At 33.8% G+C, this 16,661-nt stretch carries 13 protein-coding genes; 10 read left to right on the top strand and 3 right to left on the bottom strand.

Annotation, left to right across the window (positions count from 1 at the left end; translation table 11 throughout):
- Nucleotides 1-98 precede the first annotated feature (98 nt).
- Both AAGV28_RS13080 and topA read right to left on the bottom strand, forming a co-directional pair.
- Nucleotides 99-1,250, bottom strand: coding sequence for a formimidoylglutamase (locus AAGV28_RS13080; RefSeq protein ID WP_373407255.1), 1,152 nt, complete (start codon nucleotides 1,248-1,250; stop codon nucleotides 99-101).
- Between the two features lie 57 nt (nucleotides 1,251-1,307).
- Nucleotides 1,308-3,824, bottom strand: coding sequence for a type I DNA topoisomerase (gene topA / locus AAGV28_RS13075; RefSeq protein ID WP_373407199.1), 2,517 nt, complete (start codon nucleotides 3,822-3,824; stop codon nucleotides 1,308-1,310).
- Between the two features lie 298 nt (nucleotides 3,825-4,122).
- Here topA and miaB point away from each other — a divergent pair, with 298 nt between their 5' ends.
- The 8 genes from miaB to groL all read left to right on the top strand — a co-directional run bounded on the left by miaB (nucleotide 4,123) and on the right by groL (nucleotide 11,459).
- On the top strand, nucleotides 4,123-5,568 hold the full coding sequence (gene miaB / locus AAGV28_RS13070; protein ID WP_373407198.1) for a tRNA (N6-isopentenyl adenosine(37)-C2)-methylthiotransferase MiaB: 1,446 nt from the start codon (nucleotides 4,123-4,125) through the stop codon (nucleotides 5,566-5,568).
- A 73-nt stretch (nucleotides 5,569-5,641) separates the two neighbouring features.
- Nucleotides 5,642-6,013, top strand: a complete 372-nt coding sequence (locus AAGV28_RS13065; protein ID WP_373407197.1) for a GxxExxY protein — start codon at nucleotides 5,642-5,644, stop codon at nucleotides 6,011-6,013.
- Nucleotides 6,014-6,091: 78 nt separating this feature from the next.
- Nucleotides 6,092-7,348 (top strand): sigma-54 interaction domain-containing protein, encoded by a 1,257-nt coding sequence (locus tag AAGV28_RS13060; RefSeq protein ID WP_373407196.1) that lies wholly within the window; start codon nucleotides 6,092-6,094, stop codon nucleotides 7,346-7,348.
- Nucleotides 7,349-7,492: 144 nt separating this feature from the next.
- Nucleotides 7,493-7,996, top strand: a complete 504-nt coding sequence (locus tag AAGV28_RS13055) for an LptE family protein (protein ID WP_373407195.1) — start codon at nucleotides 7,493-7,495, stop codon at nucleotides 7,994-7,996.
- A gap of 70 nt (nucleotides 7,997-8,066) precedes the next feature.
- The gene (locus AAGV28_RS13050; protein ID WP_373407194.1) at nucleotides 8,067-8,900 is read left to right on the top strand and encodes a tetratricopeptide repeat protein; all 834 of its coding nucleotides are present in this window, start codon (nucleotides 8,067-8,069) and stop codon (nucleotides 8,898-8,900) included.
- A 3-nt stretch (nucleotides 8,901-8,903) separates the two neighbouring features.
- The gene (gene secG, locus AAGV28_RS13045; RefSeq protein WP_373407193.1) at nucleotides 8,904-9,242 is read left to right on the top strand and encodes a preprotein translocase subunit SecG; all 339 of its coding nucleotides are present in this window, start codon (nucleotides 8,904-8,906) and stop codon (nucleotides 9,240-9,242) included.
- A gap of 143 nt (nucleotides 9,243-9,385) precedes the next feature.
- Nucleotides 9,386-9,661, top strand: coding sequence for a co-chaperone GroES (locus AAGV28_RS13040; RefSeq protein ID WP_373407192.1), 276 nt, complete (start codon nucleotides 9,386-9,388; stop codon nucleotides 9,659-9,661).
- A gap of 169 nt (nucleotides 9,662-9,830) precedes the next feature.
- A complete protein-coding gene (groL, locus tag AAGV28_RS13035) occupies nucleotides 9,831-11,459 on the top strand; it encodes a chaperonin GroEL (RefSeq protein ID WP_373407191.1) in 1,629 nt (542 codons plus the stop codon).
- A 67-nt stretch (nucleotides 11,460-11,526) separates the two neighbouring features.
- On the opposite strand, the gene AAGV28_RS13030 is transcribed toward groL, so the two are convergent.
- Nucleotides 11,527-12,780 carry a glycosyltransferase gene (locus tag AAGV28_RS13030; protein WP_373407190.1) on the bottom strand — a complete coding sequence of 418 codons (1,254 nt, stop codon included), beginning with the start codon at nucleotides 12,778-12,780 and terminating at the stop codon, nucleotides 11,527-11,529.
- Nucleotides 12,781-12,891: 111 nt separating this feature from the next.
- Here AAGV28_RS13030 and AAGV28_RS13025 point away from each other — a divergent pair, with 111 nt between their 5' ends.
- Both AAGV28_RS13025 and AAGV28_RS13020 read left to right on the top strand, forming a co-directional pair.
- Complete coding sequence (locus AAGV28_RS13025) at nucleotides 12,892-13,473, top strand: MiaE family protein (protein ID WP_373407189.1); 582 nt, start codon at nucleotides 12,892-12,894, stop codon at nucleotides 13,471-13,473.
- Nucleotides 13,474-13,528: 55 nt separating this feature from the next.
- Nucleotides 13,529-16,270, top strand: a complete 2,742-nt coding sequence (locus tag AAGV28_RS13020) for an AsmA-like C-terminal region-containing protein (RefSeq protein ID WP_373407188.1) — start codon at nucleotides 13,529-13,531, stop codon at nucleotides 16,268-16,270.
- The last annotated feature ends 391 nt before the right edge of the window (nucleotides 16,271-16,661 follow it).

The following is a 16,661-nucleotide window of genomic DNA, read 5'->3' as shown; positions in this document are numbered from 1 at the left end:
TTAAAAACACATTTATTCGATGAATCGTAATTCTTATAACACTTTACTCAAGTAGTATTTAACATTTCACACCTAGTTAATTACTCACAAAAATGACATTAAAGCACATTTTTTCGTTGTGCTTTCCACCATCTTTCAGGCAACTCCTGATTACAAGCTCCTAAATACTCTTCATAAGAACAAGGTAATAACGTATTTCGTTTAAGTTTATTATTCCCATTTGAAATAAAAGGAATTTCTATCCACCAACGATCTGTTTTGTCGCTCTTATAAAAAACCAAAGTCTCATTTTCGATAGGAACGCTGTATTTAATGTAATTTTTTCTACTTCCAAAAGGGTATTCTTTAGAACGATAATGATAACCTTCGATAAAATACCAGATAATTTGTGTAATCAAAATCGATTCCTGATGAGAATTATGATGATTAAAAATTCCAAGCATCGAAACCTTATCACTAATTCCGGCATATCTTGCTAAAGCACAAATTTCTTTTCCATTAAATCCATTAGGAGCAAAAGAAACAAAATTTCCAGAATCGGCTGATTTTACTGAATTTAAATCTAAACTAACAATATCAGCATCTCTAAAAACAGGTTCGGCAAGGGCGATATTATTTGAGACTTCTCCAAGGCGATAGCCATCAAAAAACAATTTTTCCACTAAATCAATTTCTTCCTGAGAATTGTAATAGGTTTGGTAACCAATGTTGCAAAAATTAAATAAATTATTGGGTTCATCGATAATCATTTTTGACAAATAGGAGTTGCTTGACATCTCTTCTTCTTCTTTTCCAAAATCAAATTTACTATCAATAGCTACCAGATTGACCATTTGCTCTAATTCATCATAAGCACGGTACATGCTGTATGTTAAATCCTGTGAACCTCCGATAATTATGGGAATGATTTTCTTTTTGATCAAATCAGAAACAACTTTGCGTACAGCAAAATAAGTATCTTCTTTTGAATTTCCTGGCAAAATATCGCCTAAATCAGCAATGCTAGCATCCCAGTTCCCAGGGAACATACTGTATAATTCTTTTCTAAAAACAGATAAATCTCCCGAATTTGAGATAGTATCACTTCCTCGATTTTCTAAAACACCTATTAAAGCAATTTTTACTTTATTCAAATCTGGAAATTCTTCTTGGGTATGAAATACCACCTTACTTCCCAATTGCTGAGAACTTAGTGATTTTAACACTTCCAAAAAGTCATTGTTTATTGGCTCCAGAAAATCAAATCCTATCATAATATGCTATTCTCAACTTTTTTGCTTCCCAAGAATAAAAGGAAAATACTAGTTTTATTTCTTTTTTGCTGTAGTTTTCTTAGCTGCTGGTTTTTTAGCAGCCGCTTTCTTAGCTGGTGCTTTTTTAGCAGGTGTTTTTTGAGCAATCAACTCTTGAACTTCAGCTAAAGTCATTTTTGCAGCATCAACATCTTTACTTAATTCGATTTTGATTTTTCCTTTCGTAATTACCGAACGTCCCCATCTTGCTTTCTCCACTAAAATGCCTTCGTCTTCCCAATTGTGGATTACTTTATCAATGTTTTTTTGTATTTTATCTTCAATCAAAGCTTCAATATCTGCTTGCGATAAATGATCAAAATCATACTTTTTACTCACATTGATAAACATTCCGTCCCATTTGATAAAAGGACCAAAACGTCCAGTTCCTTTTTGCACACCTTCACCTTTGTAAGTAGCAATTGGCGCATCAGCTTTTATTTTTTCATCAATTAATTCTTGCGCTCTTTCTTTAGTTACTGCCAATGGATCTTCTCCTTTTGGTAGCGAAATAAAAACACTTCCATGACGAACATACGGCCCAAAACGACCGTTACTTACCTCCACTTCTTCGTCTTTGTATATCCCTAATGCTTTTGGCAACAAAAACAAATTCAAAGCATCTTCCAAAGTGATATTTCCAATGTTTTGCTCTTTCATCAAACTAGCAAACTTCTTGTCTTCGTCCTCAGCATCACCAATTTGTGCCATTGGGCCAAATTTCCCTAAACGAACCGAAACAGGCTTTCCTGTTGCAGGATCTGTACCTAAAATCCTTTCGCCACTTTCTCTATCTGCATTCGCTTCAACATCTTTTACAGTTGGATGAAATTGATCGTAGAACTCTTGCATCATTGTTGCCCATTCGATATTTCCTTCGGCAATTTCATCAAAATCCTGCTCTACTTTTGCAGTAAAATTATAATCTAAAATATTCCCGAAATTCTTCACCAAGAAATCCGTAACAATAGTACCAATATCTGTTGGAACCAATTTCCCTTTATCCGAACCCGTGTTTTCTTTTAATACTTTATCCGAAACTTTCCCAGCACTCAGCGTCAATTGAGTATAATTGCGCTCCTGACCTTCCAGCGTTCCTTTTTCTACATAATTTCTATTAATAATAGTAGAAATTGTTGGTGCATAGGTAGAAGGACGACCAATTCCTAATTCTTCTAGTTTTTTTACCAATGAAGCTTCTGTATAACGGGCTGGCGGACGTGAATATCTTTCGGTAGCGGTGATGTAATTGTTTTGTAATTTTTCGTTCACTTTCATTGCAGGCAGCATACCTTCTTGCTCTTCCTCATCATCATCGTGACCTTCTAAATACACTTTTAAGAAACCTTCAAAAAGCAAAACTTCTCCAGAAGCCGAGAATATTTCGCTATGATTATTGGCTTCAATTTTTACATTAGTACGCTCTAATTTAGCATCACTCATTTGTGAAGCCAAGGTTCTTTTCCAAATTAAATCATACAAGCGAGCCTGATCCCTGTCAATATTTACCGTATGACGCGACATATCAGTAGGACGAATTGCCTCGTGTGCCTCCTGAGCCCCTTTGCTTTTATTGGCAAATGTACGCGGATTAGAAAACTCCTTTCCGTAAGATTTGATAATTTCTGCTTCGGCGGCATCCATGGCTTCTCTGGATAAATTCACACTATCGGTTCTCATGTAAGTGATCAATCCCGCTTCGTACAAACGTTGTGCTAATTGCATGGTAATTCCAACAGGCAAATACAATTTACGTGCTGCTTCTTGTTGTAAAGTCGAAGTAGTAAATGGCCCAGTTGGTGATTTTTTTGTTGGTTTCGTTTCTAAATCCGAAACCTTATAATTAGAACCGATGTTTTTGCTTAAAAAATCTTCGGCTTCTTTTTTAGTATTGAAATTTTTAGGCAATTTGGCTTTGAAAGCTTTTCCAGCTTCGTTCGTAAATTCAGCCACTACCGAATAGGAAGCTACGGCTTTAAAATCCTGAATTTCACGCTCACGTTCTACAATTAAACGTACTGAAACCGATTGTACACGACCTGCCGAAAGTCCGCCTTTGATTTTTCTCCATAAAACTGGCGATAATTCATATCCAACCAAACGGTCTAATACACGACGTGCTTGCTGAGCGTTAACTAAATTATAATCAATTTCACGTGGATTATCAATTGCTTTTAAGATAGCATTTTTTGTAATTTCGTGAAAAACAATTCTTTTGGTTTTGCTTTTATCTAATTTTAATTCTTCCGCTAAGTGCCAAGAAATAGCCTCACCCTCGCGATCCTCATCACTTGCTAACCAAACCGTTTCGGCATTTTTAGATAAAGTTTTAAGTTTGCTTACTAAGGCTTTTTTATCCGGAGAAACTTCATATTTAGGTTTAAATCCATTTTCTACATCAACCCCTATTTCCTTTGAAGGTAAGTCGGCTATGTGCCCATAACTTGACTCTACTTGGTAATCACTTCCCAGAAATTTCTCGATTGTTTTTGCCTTTGCAGGTGACTCAACTATTACTAAATTCTTTGCCATTGCTATATTTTTCTGAGACAAAAGTATCTATTTTTTTTAAATACAAAGGCTTTAGATTTTTTTTTTGAAAGATTTAGCAACTTAACTTAAATATAGGCACTATCCTTTTTCATTCATTTTAGCCTCAATTTCTCTAGCTGAAATCTATTTAATTCGAAAAAGGGATGGCTTTAATCTAAAGTAAAAACACCGAATTATTACTCCTATTTCAAAAAACCAAAAATACTGTTAATTCTTCATCTGACATCTTGTCATATCCGTTTGATTTCTCTTATCTTTGCACTTTGAAACAACTAGAATGGAAAAGAGTATAGAAGAAAGTAAACAAGGAGAAAGTCTTGTTTTAGAACATAAACCAGAAAACACCAAAAAACTATTTATAGAGAGTTATGGCTGTGCGATGAATTTTTCAGACAGTGAAATAGTTGCTTCTATATTATCGAGCAACGGCTATAATACAACGCAAATTTTAGAAGAAGCCGATTTGGTTTTGGTCAATACTTGTTCGATTCGTGACAAAGCCGAACAAACCATACGCAAACGTTTAGAGAAATACAATGCGGTAAAACGCATCAATTCAAAAATGAAAGTAGGCGTTTTGGGCTGTATGGCTGAACGTTTGAAAAGCCAGTTTCTGGAAGAAGAAAAAATAGTTGATTTGGTTGTCGGTCCTGACGCTTATAAAGATTTACCGAATCTTTTAAGCGAAGTCGAAGAAGGTCGTGATGCTATCAATGTTATTTTATCTAAAGATGAAACCTATGGTGATATTTCGCCGGTGCGTTTGATGAGCAATGGAATCACAGCTTTAGTTTCTATCACTCGTGGTTGCGACAATATGTGTACATTTTGCGTAGTTCCTTTTACTCGTGGACGCGAACGCAGCCGTGAACCACAAAGTATTATGAGTGAAATTCAGGATTTGTGGGATAAAGGTTTTAAAGAAATCACGCTCTTAGGTCAAAATGTCGATAGTTATTTATGGTACGGTGGCGGATTGAAAAAAGATTTTGAAAATGCGACTGAAATGCAAAAAGCAACTGCAGTAGACTTTGATCAATTACTCGAAATGGTAGCCGTTGGTTTTCCAAAAATGCGTGTTCGTTTTTCGACTTCAAATCCACAAGACATGCACGAAAGTGTTTTACACGTAATTGCAAAACACAATAATATTTGCAAGCACATTCACTTGCCTGTACAATCAGGAAGCAATAGAATTCTGACAGCAATGAATCGTTTGCACAGTCGTGAAGAATACATGACTTTAATTGATAAAATTAGAACTATTATTCCGGATGCAGCCATTTCGCAAGATATGATTGCTGGTTTTCCAACAGAAACTGAAGAAGATCATCAAGACACTTTAAGTTTGATGGAATATGTGAAATATAATTTTGGATACATGTATTCGTATTCTGAACGCCCGGGAACTTTGGCAGGAAGAAAAATGGAAGACGATGTTACTGAAGAAACAAAAGCCAGAAGATTACAAGAAATTGTCGATTTACAACAAAAACACGCTTGGTTTCGCTCAGAAGAATTCATTGGAAAAACGGTTGAAGTATTGGTAGAAAAAGTTTCTAAAAAATCAACTGAGGAGTTTTCTGGAAGGAACTCTCAAAGTATTACTGTAGTTTTCCCAAAAGAGAATTATAAAATAGGTGACTTTGTAAATGTAAAAATCAATTCTTGCACCAGTGGAACTTTAAAAGGTGAAGCTGTTGGTTTGAGCGAGATGAATTAGAAGAAAGTCCACCACGAATTACACTAATGAACACAAATTCTGATTTCTATTTAATTACACTAATTAGTTAAGTATGATTTTATACAAACATGAAGAATATTACAAAATAATTGGTTTATGCATGGAAGTTCATAAAGTATTAGGTTGTGGATTATTAGAAGCTGTTTACAAAGAAGCTTTAGAAATTGAATTTAAAAATCATGGAATTCCATACGAAAGAGAAAAGGAATTTAAAATCTATTATAAAGAAACTCTACTAAAAAAGAAATTTTATGCAGATTTCGTAGTGTACAACGATATTATTTTAGAAGTTAAAGCCACAAAAGTAATAATTGACGAAAACATAGTCCAAACATTAAACTATTTAGCGATTACTAAATACAAATTAGGAATAATTGTAAATTTTGGTCCAAAATCCCTACAGCAAAAAAGATTAGTCTTATAATGTTCAAGCTAAATTAGTGAAATTCATATAAATTAAAAATTTGTGCCCATTAGTGTAATTCGTGGCTAAAGAAAAAATATGGAAACAGTTCAAAACATAAAACAACGATTTGAGATTATTGGGAATGACCCAAAGCTCAATCGCGCCATAGAAAAAGCCATTCAGGTTGCTCCTACTGACATTTCTGTGTTGGTTACTGGAGAAAGTGGTGTTGGTAAAGAAAATATTCCAAGAATCATCCATTCCCTTTCCCATAGAAAACACGGTAAGTACATTGCCGTAAACTGTGGTGCTATTCCCGAAGGAACTATTGACAGTGAATTGTTTGGTCACGAAAAAGGCGCTTTTACAGGTGCAACGAGTACCCGTGAAGGTTATTTTGAAGTGGCAAATGGCGGAACTATTTTCTTGGATGAAGTGGGCGAATTACCATTAACTACTCAGGTACGTTTGCTAAGAATTCTTGAAAATGGCGAATTTCTGAAAGTAGGTTCGTCACAAGTTCAAAAAACGGATGTTCGAATTGTAGCTGCTACAAATGTGAACTTGTTTAATGCTATCGAAAAAGGGAAATTCCGTGAAGATTTGTACTATCGTTTGAGTACGGTAGATATTGCTTTACCTCCTTTGCGCGACAGAAAAGAAGATATTCATTTATTATTTCGAAAATTTGCCGCCGATTTTGCTCATAAATACAAAATGCCTCCATTAAAATTAGATGATAATGCCGTGCAATTATTGCAAAAATACCGATGGAGCGGAAACATTCGTCAGCTAAGAAACGTTGCCGAACAAATTTCGGTTTTAGAAACCAATCGCGATATTTCGGGAGCTACTTTGCAGGCTTATTTACCATCAACAGAAGGCAGCAATCTACCATCGGTAATTAAAAGCAATAAAAGCGAAAGTGATTTTAGTACCGAAAGAGATATTTTATACAAAGTGCTTTTTGATATGAAAAGTGATTTGAATGATCTTAAAAAATTGACTTTGGAACTAATGAAAAGTGGTGCTGCAAAAGCCCAGGATATTAATCCGAATTTAATTCAGAAAATATACGGTTCTAAAGAAGAAGATAGCGAAATCGAGTTTGAAGAACAAGCTGTAACCGCTGTGATGCCAACGAATCATAATGAAAACTACAACAATTCAGAAGACAATTATCTTTTTGCCGAAACTATCGAAGAAGAGGAAGTGTTGCGTTTAGAACAAAAAGAAATCGAAATGATTAAAAAATCATTAGAAAAAAACAAAGGAAAAAGAAAAGCAGCTGCCGATGAATTAGGAATTTCTGAACGAACGCTGTATCGAAAAATCAAACAATTCGACCTTTAAAAATGAAAAAACAATATTAAAATCCCAAATTGCTCCGCCTGTTCGCTATCGCTCGAGTCCAAATTTACTATCTTTGGCAGACTTTTTATATTTCGAATATTGGAGTTTGGAGTTTGAAAAATTGGAATTTATCACAAATTTTTTATGAAAAAAATACATTCACTTTTTGCATTCATTAGTCTTTTCATGTTGAGTGGTTGCGGAATTTACAATTTTACCGGAACGGGAAAAATCGATGCAAAAACCTTTCAAGTTAATTTCTTTCAAAACAATGCGGATTTAGTTGAACCTGGAATTGATCTAACTTTTACTCGAACATTGCAAGATTTGATACAGAATCAAACCAATCTAAACATGATAAGCAGCGGTGCTGATTTAACTTACGAAGGAGAAATTGTAGATTATCGAATTAGTCCGATGACTGCTACTGCCGATCAACAAGCTTCTCAAAACCGTATAAAAATAAGAGTGAATGTTAGATTCACAAATAGGAATAAAGAAGCGGACGATTTTGAAAAACCATTCGAGTTTTATTACGATTACCCAGCACAAACACAGCTTCAAGGGGCTGTTCTAACTACGGCACTTGATGAAATTTTTGAAAGAATTACGCAAGATATTTTTAATGAATCATTAGCTAAATGGTAAAAATAGTTGGCAGTATTCAGTCATCAATTAACACTGAGTACTAAATACTGAACACTGAACACCGAATAAAATGAACGTAACAGATTATACTTATTTAATTAACAAACCCAATACAATTACTCAAAAGCAAACCTTAGCTTTAGAGAAAGTATTGGAGGAGTTTCCGTATTTTCAAAGTGCCCGAGCCTTACGATTAAAAGGACTTTACAATGAAAGTAGTTATCAGTATAATTCGGCTTTAAAAGTAACTGCTGCCCACACTACCGATAGAGCTATTTTATTTGACTTTATCAGTTCGGAAGATTTTAATGCCATTCAAAAAGCATTATTTGAGAAAAAAACCAATGAACTACTTTCGATTCAGGTGGTGGATAGTATCGAAATCATTCAAGAAAAGACATTTGAAACTAACGAAAACAATGTTCCTTTAGAAAAAGAAACTGAAGTTTTAGAAATAACCAATATTGCCGAAGAAAAATTAGAAATTGGAAAACCTTTAGAATTTTCTAAAAACGAAACGCATTCTTTCCAGGAATGGCTTCAACTTTCCAGAATACAACCCATAGATAGAGCATCGGAAACCAAAAATAATCCAGCAACTCTCAAAACAGAAGATGTTTCTAAGAAGAAACAAGAAGCAATAATAAATAAGTTTATTCAAAGCAATCCAAAAATTTCAGCGGTTAAACACGGAACTCCTACTAGCATTAACATAGACATTAACAAAGAGGACAACACTTCGTTGATGACAGAGACTTTAGCGAAGGTATATTTAGAACAAAAAAAATATCAAAAAGCGATTCAAGCTTATGAAATATTAATTTTGAAATATCCAGAAAAAAGTAGTTTCTTTGCAGACCGCATATCGGATATTAAGATTTTACAACAAAACAATAATAATTAAGTAATGAGCACATTTTCAATTTTTTTAGTTTTAATAACAATAGTTTGTTTTCTATTGATTGTAGTAATTATGGTTCAAAACCCTAAAGGTGGTGGTTTATCATCTTCATTAGGCGGATCTACCCAAATGGGTGGTGTACAAAAAACAACCGACTTTTTAGACAAAAGTACTTGGACTTTATCCATCGTTTTAATCTCATTGATTTTATTATCAAGTTTGAGTTTCACAGGAACTTTAAGCGATAGTGATTCTAAAATTATTGACAACACTGAAGCTACTGTTCCTGCAACACCAGCTCCTACTCAACCAGCTGTGCCAGTTACGCCAGCCCCTGCAAAATAATTCGAATTCTAAAAATAGATTAAAAAATGCCAGCCTGTCAAAGCTGGCATTTTTCATAAGAAAAAATGGCAGTGAAATTGGACTGGCATAATTTCTGAATACCCAAAGGAAAATTTAATTTAATTAATTTAAAATAAAAAATCATGACATTAAACATTAAACCACTTTCAGACAGAGTGCTGATCGAACCAGTTGCAGCTGAAACTAAGACGGCGTCAGGGATTTTTATTCCAGATACTGCCAAAGAAAAACCACAAAAAGGAACTGTTGTAGCCGTAGGAAATGGCACAAAAGATCATGAAATGACCGTAAAAATTGGAGATACCGTACTTTACGGAAAATATGCTGGTACTGAATTAAAATTAGAAGGAAAAGATTATTTGATTATGAGAGAAGATGATATTCTTGCAATAATCTAAAAATCCTCTCCCCAACCCTCTCCAAAGAAGAGGGAGACTAAACGTACAAAAAAGAACAAGCAGTTATGACTTGACTTTACGAGAATCAAACCAAAAAAAAATCATAAACAAAAACCATCTCATCTCCCTCCCCTTCGGGGAGGGCGGGGTGGGGAAAACAAATAATAAAATGGCAAAAGATATAAAATTCGATATTGAAGCACGTGACGGATTAAAACGAGGTGTTGACGCATTAGCAAATGCAGTAAAAGTAACTTTAGGACCTAAAGGTCGTAATGTAATCATTGGAAGATCTTTTGGTGGACCAGTTGTTACTAAAGACGGTGTTTCTGTTGCAAAAGAAATTGAATTAAAAGACCCATTAGAAAATATGGGAGCTCAAATGGTAAAAGAAGTTGCTTCTAAAACTAATGATTTAGCGGGTGACGGAACTACAACTGCAACTGTTTTAGCACAAGCTATCGTAAAAGAAGGTTTGAAAAATGTGGCTGCCGGAGCGAATCCAATGGATTTAAAAAGAGGAATTGACAAAGCAGTTGAAGCTATTGTTGCTGACCTTGCAAAACAATCTCAAGTTGTAGGAAGTGATTCAGACAAAATCAAACAAATTGCTTCTATTTCTGCAAACAATGACGAAGTAATTGGCGAATTGATTGCTACTGCTTTCGCAAAAGTAGGGAAAGAGGGTGTAATTACTGTTGAAGAAGCAAAAGGCACTGATACATTTGTTGATGTTGTTGAAGGAATGCAATTTGACAGAGGATACCTTTCTCCATATTTTGTTACAAATTCTGAGAAAATGGAAGTAGAATTAGACTCTCCTTACATTTTATTATACGACAAAAAAGTTTCTTCTTTAAAAGAATTATTACCAGTTCTTGAGCCAGTAGCTCAATCAGGAAAACCATTATTGATTATTGCTGAAGATGTTGATGGAGAAGCTTTATCTACATTGGTGGTAAATAAATTACGTGGTGCTCTAAAAATTGCTGCTGTAAAAGCACCTGGTTTTGGTGACAGAAGAAAAGCAATGCTTGAAGATATTGCTATCTTAACTGGAGGAACTGTAATCTCTGAAGAAAGAGGTTATACGCTTGAAAACACAACTATCGAAATGTTAGGAACAGCTAAAAGAGTTTCTATAGACAAAGACAATACTACAATTGTAAGCGGTGCTGGTGAAGCTGAAATGATTAAAAATCGTGTGAACCAAATCAAAGGTCAAATGGAAGTAACTACTTCTGATTATGACAAGGAAAAATTGCAAGAACGGTTGGCTAAATTAGCTGGAGGTGTTGCTGTACTATATGTAGGAGCTGCTTCTGAAGTTGAAATGAAAGAGAAAAAAGACCGTGTGGACGATGCTTTACACGCAACTCGTGCTGCAGTTGAAGAAGGTATTGTTGCTGGTGGTGGTGTAGCTTTATTAAGAGCTAAAGGAGCACTAGCAGATTTGAAAGCTGAAAATGCTGACGAAGCTACTGGAATCCAAATTGTTTCTCGTGCTATTGAATCTCCATTGAGAACTATTGTTGAAAACGCAGGTCTTGAAGGTTCTGTAGTAGTAGCAAAAGTAGCTGAAGGTTCAGGTGATTTTGGATACAATGCAAAAACCAACGAATATGTTGATATGCTAAAAGCGGGTATTATCGATCCTAAAAAAGTAACTCGTGTAGCCTTAGAAAATGCTGCATCCGTTTCAGGAATGATTTTAACTACCGAATGTGCATTAATTGACATTAAAGAAGAAAATGGTGGCGGAAGCCCAATGGGAGGCGGAATGCCAGGAATGATGTAATATTTTTAAAATTACAATATAAAAATTCCAAAATCGGAATTGAAATAAAAAAAATCCGTCTTGTTTATTACGAGACGGATTTTTTATTCTTCTCCTCAATCCATTTCGACATATACTTGGTACTTTTTAAAGTATGATGCTGCAACAATTGACCAATGAAATTATTCAAGCGGTGTTGCTTTATATTAGAAACCAAAAACTGAATTTGCGTAGCAAAATCGCCTTCAAACAACTTTCTTAAATAACGCTGTTTGATTATTTCAATTCCATTATTTTGTGCTTGAAGCCAAATATCTTTGTCTTGATATAATTGTATTGCTTTATCAGCAAAAAGTTCTGGATTATCTTCAACAACGCCGTTCCAAGGTAAATTCCCTTGCATGGATTCGGCACCAATAGAAGTGGTCACACTTGGCGTTCCGCATTGCATCGCTTCGAGTAATTTCCCTTTTATTCCTGCACCAAAACGCAACGGAGCCAAAACCACTCGAGCTTTTTTAACCACTTCTTGAGCATTTTCAGCACGTCCGTGAACTAGAAATCCTTCTTTTGTATTATGTAATTGCAACACCTTTTGAGAATGATAAGCTCCATAAACATTCAAAACCGCTTCCGGCAATTGTTTTTTAATTAACGGCCAAATCGTCTCTTTCAAATATTGAACGGCATTCCAATTGGGTTCATGATAAAAATTACCAATAAAAACAAAATCTTTTCGCTCTTCAAAAGAAAGCAACTTTTCTAAATCATGAATAGCTTTTGATTCTAATAAAAGAGGCAAATAATACAATAAAGCATTATCTATTTTAAAAGTAGTTGTTAGCAATTCCATTTCATATTCAGAAATCATTAAGGACAAATCGCAGCGTAAAATACTAGCAATTTCTCTCTTGGCAACTTCTTCTGCTAATAAATCTGAGATTTGAAATTCACGTTTTTCTTTGAATGCTTTTTGTCTTGCAAATCGTAAACAATGCAAATCTTCGGTATCTAAAATTCGTAAAGCATCGGGACAAGTTTCGGCTACACGCCAACCAAATTGCTCTTCAATCATAAACCGATCAAACAAAACAAGGGTTGGATTTAATTCTTTTATAAAATTATCAAAACTGGAACTATTCAATTCAATGGATTCTTTTTGAACACCAAACTCACTCAAATCAACCATAAAATCACTATCCTGAGCAGGACTTGCAAAAACAACTTGGAATCCTTGTTTTTGAAACAACGAAATTAATTGCATCATCCTACCTCCTGCCGCCGAAGAATTTGGCTCAGGCCACACAAAACCAATTATCAAGAGCGTTTGCATCTGATTCATATCAACATAAAAATTAGTAGTACAAAATAATACTAAATTAATGGTTATTCACTCCTTTCGACTAAAATAACTGAAATAAAGACTAATTTTGCAGCAATAAAACTGAGGAATATGTTAGGATTAAAATTAGCCACAGATCCAAGATGGGTCAACATCGTAGAATCTAATATCGAAGAAATTTTAACCGACCATGCTTGGTGCGAACAAAAAGCAGCTTCTAACGCCATAAGTCTTATTACCCAAAATTCTGAAAAAGAAGAATTGGTCACTGAATTAATGATTATTGCACAAGAAGAAATCGAGCATTTCAAAATGGTTCATGACCTTATTAAAGAAAGAGGACTCACTTTTGGGCGTGAACGCAAAGACAGCTATGTTAATGAGCTATTCAAATTCATGAAAAAAGACGGAAGTCGTAACGATGCTTTGTGCGAACGTTTGCTTTTTTCTGCCATGATTGAAGCCAGAAGTTGCGAACGTTTTAAAGTTTTATCAGAAAATATTAAAGATCCAGAATTAGCTCAATTTTACCGTGATTTAATGATTAGCGAGGCGGGACATTACACTACTTTTTTAGCTTTTGCCAAAAAATATGCCGACAATGTCGATGTAGACAAGCGTTGGAAAGAATGGATTGAATATGAAACTTCAATAATTACAAATTACGGAAAGAACGAAACCATACACGGATAATAATTTATTCTAAAATTCGTTCCTGATTTTATTTCTCAAAACAACTCTAAATACCATGTCTCAAAAAAAAGCTATATTTTTTAAAATCTTAAAATATATAGGAATCACGTTAATCACTTTGTTGACATTTCTGTTTATTGCCCCTTATGTTTTTGCAGACAAGATTAATGCAGAAATAAAAAAAGTAGCTAATCAAAAACTAAATGCCAAACTGGATTACTCTGAATCTAACATTTCTTTTTTCACTCATTTTCCTTCATTAACCGTAAGTTTAAATGATTTTCAACTTCATGGTTCGGCACCTTATCAAAATGAAAATTTAATTACTGCTAAAGAAATCGCTTTTGGTATCGATGTACCCAGTCTAATCTTTGGAAAATCAGTCAATATCGATAAAATCTTTCTATCTAATGCTGATATTAACGTAAAAGTCAACAAAGAAGGATTTGCAAATTATAATGTTTATAAATCAGGAAAAGCCAAAACAACCGAAAAAGAAGAAGAAAGCTCCTTAAATCTAGAGAAAATTGAAATAACCAATAGTAAAATTGTTTATGATGATTTATCGACCAAACTTCACTTTGATATTTTTGGTTTTAACTATATAGGAAAAGGCGATTTAAGTAAGGCTGTATTTGATTTATCTTCTAAAGCACAAATAGAAAAACTCAATCTTATCTATGATAATGAGCCTTATTTGATGAATAAAAAAGTAAATGCCGATTTAATTACGAAAGTAAATGTAAACTCACTTTCGTTAATTTTTCAGGAAAACGATTTAAAAATAAATAACCTAGTTGTTGATTTCAAAGGAAAATTCGACTTCCTCAAAGAAGGTTACAATATGGATTTTGTTCTAAAAACTACCAACAGTAACTTGCATGATTTTTTTACTGCTTTTCCTCCAAAATTCATCACATGGCTTGATAAAACCAAATTAATTGGAAAAACAGATTGTATACTATCATTAAAAGGAAATTATATTGCTTCTAAGAATATTGCACCAAAATTGGAACTAGAATTCAAAATTAGAAACGGAAGTGTTAATTACAATCAAAGTCCAGCCACTGTAACCAACCTAAATGTTGATTTTGATACCCAATTACCTTCTTTGAATCCTGATTCTTTAATTGTCGATTTAAGAAATTTATCGCTTAACATTGATAAAGAATCTTTAAAAGTAAAATTATACAGTACAGGAACTACTAGTCTAGATATAAATGCTGAGCTAAAAGCAAAAATAGATTTGGAAAAACTAAATCGAGCGATAGGAATTCCAGATATTGAACTAAAAGGAATGCTAGTAGCTGATGGGAAATCCAAAGGGAAATTTGATAAAAAAAATGGAACATTTCCTGTAACAAATGCCATTATTAACTTGAATAATGGTTCTCTAAAGACGAAATATTATCCAAATCCAATCACTAATATTGAGATTGTTTCTACTATTTCAAATCCAAAAGGTACATTCGAAGATTTAAAAGTAGTTTTACAACCCGCGCAATTTACTTTTGAAGGAAATCCTGTCTTTGTAAAAGCCAATTTGAGTAATTTTGACAATCTTATTTATGATGTTACTGCCAAAGGAACGCTTGATATTGGCAAAATATACCAGGTTTTTTCTCAAAAAGGATTGGACGTGAATGGTTTTATTAAAGCCGATTTAGCCCTAAAAGGGAAACAAAGCGATGCCGAAAAAGGAAACTATTCGAAACTTAGAAATAGTGGAACACTTGAAATTCGAAACATCAAATTAGCATCTGAGTATTTACCAAAAGTATTTCTTATCAAAGAAGGAATTTTTAAATTCAATAATGATAAGATGCGTTTCAATACTTTTTTAGCTTCTTATGGACAATCTGACTTTCAACTAAATGGTTATTTGCAGAATGTATTCAATTTTCTGGCTTCAAAAAAAGGGGTTTTACACGGCTCTTTTTCTATGAATTCTAAATACATCAATGCCGATGAATTCATGTCGAATACCACTACAAATACGACCGAAACAACTACAAGCAATGCTCCAACTGCTGCTAAAACAGAAACAGGAGTAATCATTGTTCCACCAAATTTAGATTTGCATTTTACAGCCAATGCACAAAAAGTAAATTTTAACGGATTGGAACTTAAAAACGCAAAAGGAAGTTTGAACATGAAAAACGGCTTGCTTAGCATGAAAAATACTGGTTTTGATTTAATAGGTTGTACGGTTGCTATGGATGCTACTTACAAAAGTGTTAATTCTAAAAATGCAATATTTGACTATCATATAAAAGCAAATGAATTTGATATTAAACGTGCTTATAAAGAAGTCAAACTTTTTAGAGAAATGGCAAGTGCTGCCGAAAAAGCTCAGGGAATTATATCTTTAGATTATAATTTAAAAGGACGATTGAATGCAAATATGGAACCCGTTTTTCCTTCTTTATTAGGAAATGGAGTTATCTCTGTAAAAAATGTCAAAATGTATGGTATGAAAATGTTTGGTAGCGTGGCTAAACAAACAAATAAAGAAAGTATTAAAAACCCTGAACTGAGCCAAGTAGATATTAAGAGTTCTATTAAAAATAATATTATCACTATAGAACGTTTTAAATTCAAATTTGCTGGATTCAGACCTCGAATTGAAGGAACAACTAGTTTAGACGGAAGGTTAAATCTTAAAATGAGATTAGGTTTACCACCTCTTGGAATCCTCGGAATTCCATTAACGATAACAGGAAACAAAGACAACCCGAAGATAAAAATAGGACGACAATCTGAAGATTTAGAAGAAACGAAAGATAGTATTCAGTAAATTTTAAATTATAAGAATTTAAATATAGTTTTCAATACTTCTCTAAATAATTTTAAATTGGTAACTTCAAGCGTTAAGAATTGAATTGAGAGGAAATAGTTAGATTGATTTCACTTATATAGATATCAAAAAATCATAAATATCCCAAACTTTTGGACTTGATATCCTACGCATCAAGTTAAGCTCTTTTTTTTAGCGTTTCCTTGTTGCGGAACTTTTTAGTAAACATTCCCTTTTCTTTTGCAACAAGGCCGGGCTGTACGCTGTATCTTTTGTTCGACTACCTCTATACTAATCCAGAATGATTTTGCTCTCACAAAAGGATGCCGCTTCCATCCCTAACGCAAATCCAAACCCATTATAATCAAAAAAGCTTCAATTAGCCATAGCC

Origin of the sequence: Flavobacterium zubiriense (assembly GCF_041729725.1) — a bacterium.
GTDB lineage: Bacteria > Bacteroidota > Bacteroidia > Flavobacteriales > Flavobacteriaceae > Flavobacterium > Flavobacterium zubiriense.
This window is presented reverse-complemented; position numbering and strand designations above follow the sequence as displayed.

Bases quoted from the DNA above. Each gene is read 5' to 3' on its own strand.
- topA (WP_373407199.1), bottom strand. From the start codon at position 3,824: ATGGCAAAGAATTTAGTAATAGTTGAGTCACCTGCAAAGGCAAAAACA.
- miaB (WP_373407198.1), top strand. From the start codon at position 4,123: ATGGAAAAGAGTATAGAAGAAAGTAAACAAGGAGAAAGTCTTGTTTTA.
- AAGV28_RS13065 (WP_373407197.1), top strand. From the start codon at position 5,642: ATGATTTTATACAAACATGAAGAATATTACAAAATAATTGGTTTATGC.
- AAGV28_RS13060 (WP_373407196.1), top strand. From the start codon at position 6,092: ATGGAAACAGTTCAAAACATAAAACAACGATTTGAGATTATTGGGAAT.
- AAGV28_RS13055 (WP_373407195.1), top strand. From the start codon at position 7,493: ATGAAAAAAATACATTCACTTTTTGCATTCATTAGTCTTTTCATGTTG.
- AAGV28_RS13050 (WP_373407194.1), top strand. From the start codon at position 8,067: ATGAACGTAACAGATTATACTTATTTAATTAACAAACCCAATACAATT.
- secG (WP_373407193.1), top strand. From the start codon at position 8,904: ATGAGCACATTTTCAATTTTTTTAGTTTTAATAACAATAGTTTGTTTT.
- AAGV28_RS13040 (WP_373407192.1), top strand. From the start codon at position 9,386: ATGACATTAAACATTAAACCACTTTCAGACAGAGTGCTGATCGAACCA.
- groL (WP_373407191.1), top strand. From the start codon at position 9,831: ATGGCAAAAGATATAAAATTCGATATTGAAGCACGTGACGGATTAAAA.
- AAGV28_RS13030 (WP_373407190.1), bottom strand. From the start codon at position 12,780: ATGAATCAGATGCAAACGCTCTTGATAATTGGTTTTGTGTGGCCTGAG.
- AAGV28_RS13025 (WP_373407189.1), top strand. From the start codon at position 12,892: ATGTTAGGATTAAAATTAGCCACAGATCCAAGATGGGTCAACATCGTA.
- AAGV28_RS13020 (WP_373407188.1), top strand. From the start codon at position 13,529: ATGTCTCAAAAAAAAGCTATATTTTTTAAAATCTTAAAATATATAGGA.